11 protein-coding genes are annotated in these 13503 nt (G+C 55.6%); 5 read left to right on the top strand and 6 right to left on the bottom strand.

What is annotated here, in order from left to right; all coding sequences use genetic code 11:
* Positions 1-89: 89 nt before the first annotated feature.
* Both BW979_RS17980 and BW979_RS17985 read right to left on the bottom strand, forming a co-directional pair.
* Positions 90-383 carry a hypothetical protein gene (locus BW979_RS17980; RefSeq protein WP_083714431.1) on the bottom strand — a complete coding sequence of 98 codons (294 nt, stop codon included), beginning with the start codon at positions 381-383 and terminating at the stop codon, positions 90-92.
* Between the two features lie 12 nt (positions 384-395).
* Positions 396-1127, bottom strand: a complete 732-nt coding sequence (locus BW979_RS17985) for a metallophosphoesterase (protein WP_076384883.1) — start codon at positions 1125-1127, stop codon at positions 396-398.
* A 221-nt stretch (positions 1128-1348) separates the two neighbouring features.
* Between BW979_RS17985 and BW979_RS17990 the strand changes: the two genes are divergently transcribed.
* Entirely contained in the window at positions 1349-1816 is a 468-nt protein-coding gene (locus tag BW979_RS17990; RefSeq protein WP_076384885.1) for a helix-turn-helix domain-containing protein, read from the top strand.
* Between the two features lie 1572 nt (positions 1817-3388).
* Here BW979_RS17990 and BW979_RS17995 read toward each other — a convergent pair.
* From BW979_RS17995 to BW979_RS18010, 4 genes are all read right to left on the bottom strand, one after another.
* Positions 3389-4360 (bottom strand): AAA family ATPase, encoded by a 972-nt coding sequence (locus tag BW979_RS17995; RefSeq protein ID WP_076384888.1) that lies wholly within the window; start codon positions 4358-4360, stop codon positions 3389-3391.
* A gap of 13 nt (positions 4361-4373) precedes the next feature.
* Positions 4374-6230: a hypothetical protein gene (locus BW979_RS18000; protein WP_076384890.1), complete on the bottom strand. Its 1857-nt coding sequence runs from the start codon at positions 6228-6230 to the stop codon at positions 4374-4376.
* Positions 6231-6364: 134 nt separating this feature from the next.
* Positions 6365-7048: a hypothetical protein gene (locus tag BW979_RS18005; RefSeq protein WP_076384892.1), complete on the bottom strand. Its 684-nt coding sequence runs from the start codon at positions 7046-7048 to the stop codon at positions 6365-6367.
* A 384-nt stretch (positions 7049-7432) separates the two neighbouring features.
* Complete coding sequence (locus tag BW979_RS18010; RefSeq protein ID WP_231990581.1) at positions 7433-9676, bottom strand: TonB-dependent receptor; 2244 nt, start codon at positions 9674-9676, stop codon at positions 7433-7435.
* Between the two features lie 433 nt (positions 9677-10109).
* Between BW979_RS18010 and BW979_RS18015 the strand changes: the two genes are divergently transcribed.
* The 4 genes from BW979_RS18015 to phnE are packed head-to-tail and all read left to right on the top strand — an operon-like array spanning position 10110 to position 13340.
* Entirely contained in the window at positions 10110-10961 is an 852-nt protein-coding gene (locus BW979_RS18015; RefSeq protein ID WP_047226486.1) for a putative selenate ABC transporter substrate-binding protein, read from the top strand.
* Entirely contained in the window at positions 10958-11755 is a 798-nt protein-coding gene (locus BW979_RS18020; protein ID WP_076384896.1) for a phosphonate ABC transporter ATP-binding protein, read from the top strand. Before BW979_RS18015 ends, BW979_RS18020 begins: the two co-directional genes overlap by 4 nt.
* Positions 11749-12576: a PhnE/PtxC family ABC transporter permease gene (locus BW979_RS18025; protein WP_076384898.1), complete on the top strand. Its 828-nt coding sequence runs from the start codon at positions 11749-11751 to the stop codon at positions 12574-12576. Before BW979_RS18020 ends, BW979_RS18025 begins: the two co-directional genes overlap by 7 nt.
* Complete coding sequence (gene phnE, locus BW979_RS18030; protein WP_076384900.1) at positions 12573-13340, top strand: phosphonate ABC transporter, permease protein PhnE; 768 nt, start codon at positions 12573-12575, stop codon at positions 13338-13340. The genes BW979_RS18025 and phnE overlap by 4 nt, the downstream gene beginning before the upstream one ends.
* Positions 13341-13503 lie beyond the last annotated feature (163 nt).

Raw genomic sequence — 13503 nt, forward strand, 5'->3', positions numbered from 1 at the left:
AACCAAATCAGATCAGCAAGGAGGTGCTCGCCTGGCTACGACCTGACTCTCCCTATCCTTGGGCTTGCTTGCCCAGCGATAAAATGGACTCAGGCCTCCGCGTCATCACACTCCGGAAGCTCGGAGACGATTACGTAGTGATCATTGCCTCCCAAACTGCGCATCAGCGTAAATCCTCCGCGTTGCTCGACAGCACGAACCGGCGGGGTAACGACGGTCATGCCATTACTGATCGCACCTGACTGGTCACCGTAGACGAGAGCCGTGTAGCGATCACCCACCCGAGCAGCGTTCATTAAATACGCATCGATGGTGATACCCCACTCGATACCGCTCGCCCGCACAACCCGTATTGGGAGTCCGGTCTGTTCACAGGCACTCACGCTTCCAATTCCTCAGTTAATTTCAATGATTTTGTACGGGTCGAATCCACATTCTTCCTGAGGATACCCGCGCTGGTTCGAGATCAAGCGGCACCCTCCCAGTACAGTGTCGATGGAGAAATGGGTATGGCCGAACGCCCAATAGTCGGCCAGCTCCACTAAGGAGTGCCATCTGTTGTAGTACGCTGCGCTCACATGCCCATCGTGCTCCTCCCCCGCCACCTCGGCCAATGGGGCATGGTGAGTGACGACAAACGTTTTCCCCGCGAACGGCCGATTCAGCTCCCGGCTAAGAAACTCCCGCGTGGCGTGGTTCTTGGCAATAAGGTCGGCCGGCCGCAGGCGCCGATAATTCGAGTCGGCTCTGATCATTTTGAAGTCATTCATGGCCCGGCTGCAGATCATGGATGCGGCGGCCGTGTCGCCAGTGGCTGAAAAATCCGTCCATGCAGTCCCCACCAGGAACCTCACATTTCCCAAGGTCAAAACCTCGTTCTCCATCACATGGACGTGGGCCGCTGCCGCCGCTCGCATCTTCTCGATTGTTCGATCGAGATGGCCCTTGTAGCACTCATGATTGCCAGCGCAGTACACAACTGGAGCCGTGAAGGTCTCATTTGCCCACAAAACACCCCGTGCTTGGAGATCAATGTCGCCGGCGAGCACGACCATATCCACTGGTACGTCTGGCGGGATGAAACGGTCGAATTCGTTGTGTAGGTCTGAGTAGATGAGGACTTTCATGGACTGGTGGTTTGGCCTGGCTGCTGACATGCGCTCACAGGGTCGAGACCCGATTCGCTGCACGCCGAAGCTAAAATTCGGTTTAAGCGTATATTGATAAAACCCGCGTGGCAGAAGGGCCCGCTGTCGACGAGCATACCCAGTGCAAAGCCTCATGACTATAGTCACTTGCGTATGACGACGCAAATTCAGCATATCGTTCCGTTTGCACGGATCCGATTATGTCGCTTCGCTCTGCCTACGCATCGGCTTTGCAGTACCTCCGCACTCATCGCGACTCATCCAAGCAGGAGCTGGCCCATGCGGCCGATCCCTCCTATTTGAGCCGACTCGAAGCAGGTTCTCGCTCAGTTACCCTTGACGTCAGCCAGCAAATTGCCGAAGCGCTTGACGTGGATCCGCTCACCCTTTTGGTGCTGACATACGCCGCGGAACGCGGCGTGACGCCGCAGGAGATCCTGGAGCACCTGGAGAGCGACCTGAAAGCCACACGATTGCTCCATTGTGAGATCCCTCCGCTACCTTCAAAGGCTATTCATCCTGTAACCGCTGCTGCTGAAGAGTTGCGCGCGCAAATTAAGGATCTTGCGGCTCAAGGTTTAAGCCAGGCAGAGGTTGCAAGGCAGCTAGGGGTCAGCCGTCAAACTGTTAGCAACCATTTGAAGAAACTCGGCTTGCAGGCCACCTGACACGCGAGTGAGTGTCAGGGTGGCTAAATACTTTCGAAACACTCAACGGAAGCAAACTGCTGGCGAATTTATTCATCTGCAATGGTTTAGATGTAAAAATCGCACGAGCCTGAGGCTCCCTTTGAAAAGTTGTAAATGGCGCAATAGATTGTGTGCCTATCGAGCCTTCGAAGCTCTACATTACTATTGATGAGCAGTCGGTGCGGGCTCTGGCACTTTCTACAAACGCTGGCTAGGACTTCTGGATTTTTCATAAATACGTAGGCACCCTCACGCGCAGGGAGGCCACGATTGCGACCAATTTCAAAGATGCCCGAGTATCTGCATGTCCGCTTGGAACAAAAGAATTGAGAGCTAAACATAATGCATTCTGCACCGGTTTTTTCGTAGTTTGCTAAACCATCGAGCACCTCATAAAAGGAACGCAATACACTGACAGCGTCCAACTCAAAGCTTGCTCCAACACCTCCATTATTCAAATTGATGGTTCTTTGCTTAAATCCGACGGTACAATCATAAGAGCAAGCGCTCCAAAAAAAATAATAAGGCGGAACTTGCCAGTACTTTGCGCAAACCAAGGCATAAGCAAGGACACCAGGGCATATCGCTCTTGCATCTATCCTTACCCACTCTTCTTTGCCAAGTTTTTTAAGCTTTTTGAGACAGGATCGATGAGGTTTCACATATACGCGAAAAAGGTACCTGCGCAACGCCCGGACAACCGCTCGCATTTCAGTACTAGATATCACCCGACTGCCTGCAGGCATCAACTCATTATTGCAACATGCATAAGCTGGGAATGTCCGTGAGCGCAAGGTGTGAGGGGGAGTATTTTTGAAGACAACAGTCGACTCAGAATGCCTAGTAGTGAAACCTGGCACGCCCAGTCGTTCAACTAAGTACCCAAGCGCTACGTGGACATCTTGCAATGCATTGGCATGATTTACAGCGATTACATCATAAACTGTCTCGCCTAACAGTTCGTGACCTCGCTGAACCCACGTGAAAAAAGTATTGCACCAAGTCCGTATAACGTCAGCTAGATCTGCAGGCAATGGCTCGTTTTTTGCGACCCTTAAGATAATTGGGATGTGTTCACAGATACTTTCAGCGTTATAAATACCCTTCTGTATGGCCCACTGCTGATCAAGAATCTTTGAGCACTGCTCACATCGCTCTAGGGCATCTCCATGCCAAGGGCAGTGGGTGACAACGCCAAAGTAAAATACCACGGAATGGTAACCGTACTTTATACATTGAGGGCAATGTCGGATCTGAACTCGCTCGCTCTGACTTGTTAAATCATGATCATATGTTTTAGGAGCCGGAAACCAACCATCGACAAATGATAGTTTCAGATCTACAGGTGACATTCCCAGTTCTGCGCTCAAGTCATGCAATGAGCCTGAGCAGTTCCACCATGTTTCCTGGATTGGGTTGCCCATTACGAAAACCTGTAGAGCATGATAGTCTGCGAGGCAATTACACCTCAGAATATCTAAGTAGACCTGCCATGAGGAAGGATATGACGCAACCATGGCAGGGTAAATGAGCATATTGCCACCTGGATAATTATTTTTTAGTCAGATTAGTTGTGTAGCTTGCCAAGTTTGCTTCAGCCACGGCTGCTTTAACGACATCCTGTGGAAGTTCAAACCCCGCATGATCGAGCTTTTTTGCGCGAATTAAGATCAGCCTGCATACTTCTAGCACATGAGCAGTCGGAAAAAGCTTCAAGCTTGCCTCGCGAATAGCTTGCTCCATTTGTAAAAAAATAAGCTTTGCGCTATCAGCCAACCTGAAACCGCCTGCGAAGGCTAGTGGTAGAAAGAACTCCGTATATGTGCATTTACTATTCGAAGGGTAGGTCATCTTCTCGTCAAAAAGTGTGAGGGTTTCCGTAAGCCATCCAACATTCTTGCAGTGCGGCAAGTCGTAGACTTCATTCAAAAACCGGACAAGTAGTTCGGGTCGCCCGTGCTCCCTCAGCAAGGTAATTGAGTCATCCACCTGTGTCTGGGCGAATCCGATCACTGTCATATCGATCCCCTGCAAGGCGAGTTCGTTCTGCAAGAACTGGAGGTGTTCATATTCCGTAATCAGCAATGCTTGCATTTCGTCGATCAACAGAACGAAATGCCTGCCATTCACCGATCTGAGCTTGTTCTCGATTGCCGCCAGAGCATCTCGGCGCAGGTTTTCGAGTTTTGGCTGACTCGGGATTGCAAGATTCAAATTCCTCACAATCGTACGGATTATAAGTTCATGGCGGCGTGGATCCGCAGTGATCATTAAGCAAAAACGATCTTTGAAACTTTGCCCTTCGTCAATGGCCGCACGTGAAAGCCGGCAGGCTGTGGACTTTCCCATTTGGGGATAAGCCCGGAAGCAGACACTCCTCTTATGCAGCATGACGGTCTCTGCGACAATATTTAACACTGGGGGTATGCTGGGCGTGACAATCGTATAGTCTTTTATAATAAGAGGATGGTTGGGGAAGTACTTAAGCTGCATCGCCAAATCTGTCGGCTCATAAACTTGCATCGACCGTTCCTCGTTAAATCTTCTTGATTAATGCGTCAATGTCTATACTATCCTCAGGCAACACCCATTCCCGCTCCGGAGCAGGGCGAGCAGGAACATCTGTCGTGGAGGTTGTCCCCCCACCATTTTCACTGTTCGTGCTCCATTCCATCTCATGCCTCAAGCGATCCAATTGCGACGCCAGTTTTTTCGACCTCGACTTGGTCTGAAGGCTGTGCTCTAGCTCCGTTGCCAGATGGTTATGAAAAACCACGACAGGACTTTGGCCCTCAACATTGCTCACAGTCTTTTTGCGTTTTCCGCTATTAACTGCTTTGCGTGTCTTCCTGGAATGTTTGACATCTTGCCAATGACCATCAACTTGGAGAGCTCCTAGAGAGCGCCCATCCAAGCGATACCCATAAATCGTCCGTAAGTCACTCTCATTGATTTTAAGAATTATTACTTGATTGATGAGATCACTTGCCTTTCTGAGGTCGTCATTGGAATAGCGGGCCCGCTCGAAATTTACATAGGGCCTGATGCCATTTTCAATACTGCCTCGTACTGTGCGCCTTTCTGATCTCAGCGCCAAGGCGATCGTATTCATCTTGTCAGTAGGTAGGAATCTAGGTATGAAATGATTATTTCCCTGACGTAGCCGCTGCTCTATAACTTGCAGCGGGGTTAAGAATGCTTTTCCTTCAGTTGGCTCTGCATTATGATTGGCAAAAACAGTGTAGCAGAGCTGCTCTAAATAGGAGCTTTTAATATTGTATCTTACTGCTGCTTTGCCTGCGCTGTCTCCTGAGTTGTCCCCAGGTCGAGATCCCACTGTGTTTACCGAGCGCTGAAACAATTCGCGTTCAAATTCTAAAAAAAGTCTTTCAATTCCAGGGCGTCTTTCAAAACGTCTAGGCGGGCCGTATTCCACAGCCCAACCTAGCTCCTTGCGAAGCTCGCAACTGACTTTTGTGGACAAATGCGCCAGTGCGTTGTCCAGCCGCAAAACTGATGGTACTACGCAGGCAAGTTCAGGATGAATCTCAGTGGGGAAGCCGGCGCCGGGTTTGAGCTCTAGATCTGGAATGAGCATATCAGGCTTTGGTAAATTTCGACTTAGCATCTCCCGTAACAACGAGATGACGTCTTCTGCATCTGCGTCCAGGCCGTACACCACATGAAACCACAACACTGCGAAGGAAGATGGTTCCAAAGCCACAATTACGTGGAGACGCTTAAGTACTACTGAGCTTACCAGGCCTGACGAACTTTCGAATGCGATTACAAACTCAGAATCGACGGTATGACTATCGATTATTGCAGAGTCATACAGGTTTTTGAGGTTCGCCAGCGTGGACTTACCCCTCCCTACTGCCAAATGCGCAACTGCAGACACGTCACCTATGATATGAACGGCACGATCAAAATTTTCAGCGCGAACTCTGCGAGTGAAGTCTGAAATCGTTTTAATACCGTAACTCTCGGTTGTGTAGGGCCATGCATCTTTGGGGTGGGATTTTTTCTCCAGAAACTTTATGAAGCTATGATGAACCGCTTTTGGCTTTATTGCAGCCTCATGTATGACTACATTTCCAGTGCCAGACTGAGTCTTCTCGCGCTTCAAGATCAACGCTCGTAGATAGTCCTCTAGATCGGGGTATTGTTGAAATAGGAGGCCAAGCACTCCGGAAAGGCCACTCCCACCTATTCGCGGTGTAACTGTGGCCGTTCTTTTATAGATTTTTATTTGAATATTTCGTATCAACCCCGTATATCCGTACACAACGCCACGCGCATCGACGAGAAGACATTTCGCAATGAGCTTTCTCAGATAGTTGCCGCCAATCTTGGTTTGTTGCTTTATCACTGAAAGCGAAGCACCTGCCATATACATTTCCAAGGCAGAAACCCTACGATTGAACGTGTTCCGTGCATCCTCAGAAAACGAATCAGTGCAAACAGGCTCCCATGGCATCGTTGACTCAAGAAGCCGTATCGTGGTCGCACGACTGTTTCGTGTTGTCATGGTAAAGACCACCGGGTATTGTTACCAAACCCATCGACGCTTGCTTCCACTTTAATGGTGCCCGATAAGATCATTTGGCACATCGCACCAAGCGCGAGCGCAGTATCTTGAATCGGAGTGCTGGCTAGGAGTGTGCGCACATCCCCGCCCTTTTGCACTGAAATCGTCGAGTAAATTAAATCCATTTCTTGTTTAAGATTGTAGCTGCGCACCTGCGAGGCAAACGCAATGACCTTTACCCAAAAGCCGAGGTTCTTGCTCGCCAAATAAAAGTTTGTGCTTGGCAGGTCTACAAGCGTGCCTGTTGAAATGGCGCTGCCGACCTCCTTGAACCAGACGGGAACGCGGCGCACCTCATCCTTAGCATCGTCGCTTTTGAAAATCCTGTGCAGCTCAACAGCGCCATCCACGCAAAAGACTTTAGTGCATTTGATGGCTTCGAATTTATCGTCTGCCGCTGGTTCTTCTGCCGAAACCTCGACCTCTACGCCAAGCTTGAAGCTAGCCACCTTTGGATTGGGCTCCAGATTTGTAACCCAGTGCAGAACCTCACAATCACCAACCAGCGCAATATCTTCCTGCAGCTTGTGGCTATAAAAAAGCCAAATGCTGTAGTTATTGCCCGTCGCCTTTCGTGAGGCTGTGAGCTGCCGTCTTAGGTGGGTTCTCGGGCTCGCCATGCTACCTACCCTGTCACTAAGGGATGTAAATTGCTTCCGAAAGCTTAGCTTTGCAGCAGGAGGGTATAGGAACTATTCGCAACAAAGTGGAGGGTTGAAATTTCAATCGGCGATGAAAAACGGGGGTTTACGGCTGTCGCTGGTGTGGATGTCTAGAAATCGTTGACTAAAGGGTTAATGGTTGTGCGGCCATGGGGTCACTATTACTTCTTTCCGCGTCCAAGGGTTCACATTTACTACTGGTGAACGGAAACAACCCTAGTGGCTTACGTGCACGCGCAAGCGGCTGGCTTTTATCAAGCTGCTGATTTATAAGGGGGTTGTTGGAAGGCTAAAAGTGTCAGGTTTACTTCGGCGGACTGCGTCATCACGGCAACCACCAAACTACCAGCGCGTGCGCAACGTCATGCCCATGCTGCGCGGGTCGCCGGTAAGCACTCCGTAATCACCTGCACCAAGCCGAGGGTAAACGGCGGTGATGTAGTTCTCGTCGAACAGATTGCGCGCCCACAGTTCGGCTTCCCAACGCCTGTTGCTGCGGCGCAGTCCAAGACGCAGGTTGGTCAGCCCATAGGATGGCTGGTAGCTGCCCTGGCCACCTTCGAGCGTGCCGTAGTAACCGCTGCGGAATTTGTAGTCCAGGGCGCTGAACAGCTCCAGGCCATGCTCCAGTGGGTAGCGATAGTCGATTCCGGCGTTGGCGTTCCACTCTGGAGCGTTGAACACGCGTTGACCTCCCAAATCGCACGACCACTGCGCGCTGGTTGGCGAGCACGGTGCGTTGGGGAAATCCCGGTACCGTGCGTCACTCCAGGCGATCCCCAGCCTCAGGTCAACCCGTTCGCTGGCACGTAGCTGCGCGTCCAGTTCGATCCCGCGCAGGCGCACTTTGCCGACATTGATCAGGTTGTCGCGGATCGGCGGCGAGAACTGGTCCGCCGGCGCACGGTTGGTCAATGCCTGGTAGTCGTCGACATCGGCCTGGTACACAGCCAGATCGAGCACGCCTCGTTCGTTCCAGAAGCTGCGCTTGAGGCCCACCTCGACCGAAGTGACCCGCTCCGCATCGAATGTCGATGAGACATTCGGGCCGATTACGTCGAGATTGATTCCACCGGCCTTGTAACCGCGTGACCAACTGGCATAGCCGAGCAGGTCATCGGCAAACTGGTAGCTGAACGTCAATTGTCCGGAAAGATTGCTCTCCTCGATCGCATCACGTCGGTAGTACTCGCCGCCGAGTGCGACGCTGCGCAGCAACGGGCCCGCCAACTGCGAGATCAGGTCAGGGCCCAGTGGCGCCAACCCCGAAACGCTGCGCGACAGCCAGCCCTGCTTGCGCTCGCGGGTGTAGCGCAGCCCTGGTGTGATCGCCAGGCGGTCCGTGGCATGCCAGGTGAGTTGACCGAACACGGCGCGGCTGTCGGTGCGTTGCTGACCGTCGAAGTCCTGCTGCGCGCCATCGAGCAATGACGGGGCAATCATTCCGGGCGTAATGCCCAGCCAGTCGATTTCCGGGCGATCCCCCAGAAAATAAGCGGCCGCGTCCTCGCCGAAACGCACGCCCACCTCGCGGTTCAACTTCTGCCGCAAATAATAAAGGCCCACCACGTAGTCGAAGTGTTCGTTGGGCGAATCGGCCAGGCGCAACTCCTGGCTGAATTGATGGTGATCGAGTTTCACGGCGGCGTTTTCGGCCACCGACAGCGGCATGCCATCGCCGTCCTGGTCCGCATCATAGGTCCAGTCGCGGTAACCGCTGATGCTGGTCAGCGTGGCGCCGCTGTCGAGCAGCCAGTTCAACTCCAACGTAGTGCCGGTCTGCAGCGTCTTCACCGTGTTGGGTTCGTCTTGCTGCACGCGACGCGCATAAGGATCTATCGGCAGTTGGCGGTAGCCAACGAAGGCGGCTCGATCGATGCTCGTCTGGCTGTAGTTGCTGGCCGCAAAGACATTGCCCTGCTCGTCCTGCCAACCATACTCACCGATCAGTCGCGCGCTGAACGTTTCACTCGGCGTCCACAATAGCTGGCCCCGTAGGCCCTGGCGGTTCTGGTCACCCAGGTGGTTGCCGTTGTAAGTGTTCTCTATGAGCCCATCGCGCTCTACGTCGTAGCCGGTCAGGCGCCCTGCCAATACACCATCGATCAGCGCGCCTGAAACCGTACCGCGATACTGACGCAGGCCATCACTGCCGACCGAGACCTCGCCATTGCCTTGCGGCTCGAAGGTGGGCGCGCGGCTGCTGATGTTGATCGCACCTGCCGTGGTGTTTTTGCCATATAGGGTGCCCTGTGGCCCCCGCAACACCTCGACCCGCTCGATATCGACCAGGTCGACCAGCGACATGCCTTGGCGCCCGAGGTAAACCCCATCGAGAAACACCCCGACACTGCCGTCCAGGCCATCGTTGTAGGAGCTCGAACCGAGTCCGCGAATACCGTAGCTGGCGTAACGCGCACTGGGCACGGCCACCAACAGACTCGGCACGCGCTGCTGCAGGTCCTCGGTACGGTAGATGCCGGCATCGTTCAATTGCTCGCCATTGAGCACGTTCATGGCAATCGGCACGGCCTGCACGCGCTCCTCGCGGTGGCGGGCAGTGACCTTCACCTCGTCGAGTACCAAGACCGAAGGCCGGCCAGGCTCCGCCTGTTCAGCACCAGGATCCTGATCATCGGCCTGGGCCCCACTCAGATAGAACCAACATACAACATGAAGCAGGCATCCATAGCGCACTCGGGGCTCGATCATCCTGGACACAGCAAACCTCTGATAGCGAACTGACATATAGCCGCTGCGAGGCTACATCATTCAGACTATGGAAAAAATCGTAAACGCTCGGGACAATCCAGTCCCAGGGGGCGGTAACAGCCAAGAACTGTTTGCATCGCGCGTTCGAGCTTGTAGGATCCGCGCATTGTGACTGGATGGCCGAGATTCACCAGGGCCAAAAACGACCGTTATCACACTCATTCGTCTACCCTCACAAAGCGCCATGCGGTTGTCCGCGAGTGCCTGGCGCTTCAATATTCCTGCGTTAACGTACCGGAGATTTTCCATGCTCAAGCGTTCCCTGGCATTGGCCGTCGGCTTGACCCTGTCTTTCAGCGCCTTGCTGGCCCAGGCCGCCGACACCCTGAAAGTCAGCGCGATTCCCGATGAAGCCCCTACCGAATTGCTGCGCAAGTTCAAGCCCTTGGGCGCTTATCTGGAACAACAGACCGGCATGAAAGTCGAGTTCATTCCCGTAAGCGACTACCCCGCGGTGGTCGAGGCGCTGGCGACCGACCGCATCGACCTGGCCTGGCTGGGTGGTTTCACGTTCGTGCAAGCACGCTTGAAAACCGGTAATGCGATCCCGCTGGTGCAGCGCGAGCAGGACGCCCAATTCACCAGTAAATTCATCACCGCCGACCCTGCGGTCAAATCCCTCGCCGACCTCAAGGGCAAGACCTTTGCATTCGGTTCAGTGTCTTCCACCTCTGGCAGCCTGATGCCGCGATACTTCATGCTCCAGGACGGCATCAAGCCGGAAAGCTACTTCAGCCGCGTAGGTTACTCGGGCGCCCATGACGCCACCGTCGCCTGGGTCCAGGCCGGCAAAGTGGATGCTGGGGTACTGAACGCCAGCGTCTGGGAAAAACTGGTCGCCGCCGGCAAGGTCGACACCACCAAGGTCAAGGTGTTTGCCACCACCCCGGCCTACTTCGACTACAACTGGACGGTGCGCGGAACGCTCGACCCGGCGCTGGCAGCCAAGATCAAGGCAGCCTTCCTCGCACTCGACCCGGCAAATCCGAAGGACAAGGAAATCCTCGATCTGCAGGCTGCCAGCCGCTTCATCGAAACCAAGCCTGAGAACTACAAGGGCATCGAGGAAGCCGCACGCGCCGCCGAATTGCTCAAATGACATTACATCTGACCCAGGTCAGCCTTACCCACGCCAACGGTGTCCAGGCGCTACGTGGCGTGGAGCTGCACATCGGTGCTGGCGAACAGGTCGCCATCATCGGTCCGTCCGGTGCGGGTAAATCGAGCCTGCTCAATCTGCTGGGCACGGCCCTGCGACCGGGTCAGGGCGAAATGCAGGTGCTCGGTGAAACGGCCTGGCAGTTATCTGCCCGCCAACGACAGCGCCTGCGCGCGCGCATCGGCTTGATCCACCAAGCGCCGCCCCTGCCACCGCGCCAGCGCGTGATCACTGCGGTGCTGGCCGGCAAACTGGGTCAGTGGGGCATGGGCAAGAGCCTGCTGAACCTGCTGCATCCGCTGGATGTTCCCGGCGCACGGGCGGCATTGGCCAGGCTGGATCTGAGCGACAAGCTGTTCGCGCAATGCCAGCAACTCTCCGGCGGCCAGTTACAACGCGTTGGCATTGCCCGGGTGCTGTATCAGGCGCCCGAGGTGTTGCTGGCCGATGAACCTGTTTCGGCCATGGACCCGGTGCTGGCCGAGCACACCCTTTCAGTGCTTTGCCGCCATGCCCGGGAGCACAACGTCACCCTGGTCGCCAGCCTGCATGCGGTGGACCTGGCCCTGGCGCACTTTTCACGGGTCATCGGCCTGCGTGACGGACAGATCCTGTTCGATCTGCCGACCGATGCCGTCGACCGTGAGCGGCTCGACAAACTCTACGCCAATGAGCAGTTGCAACCCTCGCCTCCACCACCCTCCCCCTTGAGTGTGCAGATCCCGCGATGCTGACACGCGATACCCGAGACCCCGCCAGCGGCCCTCGCCTGCTGGTCTGCCTGTTGGCGCTTGTCCTGCTGTGGCCGGGCATCCACTTCAGCGAGCTGGACCTTGGCGTGCTGGTGACGAGCGACAGTCAAAGCGAGATGGGCCGGTTTGTCTCGGCCTTCTGGCCACCGGCCCATGGCGAAGCGTTCATTGAGCTGCTATTGCAAGCCACCATGCAGACCTTGGCCATTGCCACGGCGGGCATGGCTCTGGCATTGCTGTTCGCCGTTCCCGCCAGCTTGCTGGCCAGCCGTGCGCTTTCGCTGTCTGCGGCCTCCCGGGGTGGCCAACCGGGCTATTGGGGGCAATTGCTGCGCTGGCCGGTACGCGCTCTGCTGATCTTCCTGCGCAGCGTGCCGGAAATCGTCTGGGCCCTGCTTTTCGTCCGCGCCGTCGGTCTGGGGCCGACTGCCGGGGTGCTGGCCATCGCCATTACCTACAGCGGCATGTTGGGCAAGGTCTACGCGGAAATCTACGAGTCGGTCGACCAGCGTCCGGCACATGCGCTGTTGCAGGCTGGCAGCGGCCGACTGACAGCCTTCTGCTACGGGATCCTGCCCAATGTCGCGGCGGAGCTGCTGTCCTACACGGTGTATCGCTGGGAGTGCGCCATCCGCGCCTCGGTGGTGATGGGCTTCGTCGGTGCCGGTGGCCTGGGCCAACAAATGGACCTGTCGTTGCGCATGTTCGCCGGCGGTGAAGTGGCCAGCATGCTGTTGACGTTCCTCGTCCTGGTCCTGCTGGCCGATCAACTCAGTCGCCTGCTGCGCTGGAGGCTGGCATGAACCGCCTGTTCAACGCGATATTGCTCCTGTGCATCGGTGCAGCCGTCGTCGCCTCGTTCGCCTATCTGGGCATCGACCTCGGCCAGCTTGGCGACAGCGGCAACCTGAACCGGATGGGCGCTTATGCCCAGCGTTTCCTCAGCCCGGACCTGAGCCCGAGCCATCTGAAAGCAATCGGCCACGGTGCCCTGGAAACCATCGCCATGTCCGCCCTTGGCACCCTGCTCGCCGCGGTGTTCGGCCTGGTCCTGGCCCTCCCCGCCGCCGGGCGCTTCGGTTGGCCGATGCAAAGCACCTCGCGCCTGGTACTCAACGCCTTGCGCGCGGTTCCTGAACTGGTGTGGGCGGCGCTGATGGTCTTGGCTGCTGGGCTGGGCCCCAATGCCGGCACCCTGGCATTGGCGCTGCACACCACCGGCGTGCTCGGCCGGCTGTTCGCCGAAGCGCTGGAAAACACCCCACCCGAACCGGCCGAAGCCATTCGCCTGCAAGGCGGCAATGCCGTGTGGGCGTTCTGTTACGGCACCCTGCCCAACCTGATGCCGCAGCTGTTGGCCTACATCCTGTACCGCTGGGAAAACAACATCCGCATGGCCAGCGTGCTGGGCTTCGTCGGCGCCGGCGGATTGGGGCAAATGCTCTATGTCAGCCTCAGCCTGTTCCAAGAGGCGCAGGCCAGCACGGTGATTCTGGCGATGCTGCTGCTGGTCCTCGCGGTCGACTCGCTGAGCAGTTGGAGTCGTCAACGCTGGGTCAAGGCCTGAGCGCTGCCGCGTAGCGGCGAGTTTGGCTCCCTGCGTTCAGATCAGAGCGGCGCCCCTCACTTCCCCACGGGTTGACCGCAACCGCTGCAGCCTGTCAGCGAACTGAAATATCCCCGACTTATTCTGCTGATGCGCGCATTGCGGCGATGTGCGGGTTGTACGT

The sequence above is a fragment of the Pseudomonas sp. A214 genome (genome assembly GCF_900156295.1).
Classification (GTDB): domain Bacteria; phylum Pseudomonadota; class Gammaproteobacteria; order Pseudomonadales; family Pseudomonadaceae; genus Aquipseudomonas; species Aquipseudomonas rhizophila.

Coding starts and splice junctions, on each gene's coding strand:
- BW979_RS17985 (WP_076384883.1), bottom strand. CDS start 1,127: ATGAAAGTCCTCATCTACTCAGACCTACACAACGAATTCGACCGTTTC.
- BW979_RS17990 (WP_076384885.1), top strand. CDS start 1,349: ATGTCGCTTCGCTCTGCCTACGCATCGGCTTTGCAGTACCTCCGCACT.
- BW979_RS17995 (WP_076384888.1), bottom strand. CDS start 4,360: ATGCAAGTTTATGAGCCGACAGATTTGGCGATGCAGCTTAAGTACTTC.
- BW979_RS18000 (WP_076384890.1), bottom strand. CDS start 6,230: ATGGCAGGTGCTTCGCTTTCAGTGATAAAGCAACAAACCAAGATTGGC.
- BW979_RS18005 (WP_076384892.1), bottom strand. CDS start 7,048: ATGGCGAGCCCGAGAACCCACCTAAGACGGCAGCTCACAGCCTCACGA.
- BW979_RS18015 (WP_047226486.1), top strand. CDS start 10,110: ATGCTCAAGCGTTCCCTGGCATTGGCCGTCGGCTTGACCCTGTCTTTC.
- BW979_RS18020 (WP_076384896.1), top strand. CDS start 10,958: ATGACATTACATCTGACCCAGGTCAGCCTTACCCACGCCAACGGTGTC.
- BW979_RS18025 (WP_076384898.1), top strand. CDS start 11,749: ATGCTGACACGCGATACCCGAGACCCCGCCAGCGGCCCTCGCCTGCTG.
- phnE (WP_076384900.1), top strand. CDS start 12,573: ATGAACCGCCTGTTCAACGCGATATTGCTCCTGTGCATCGGTGCAGCC.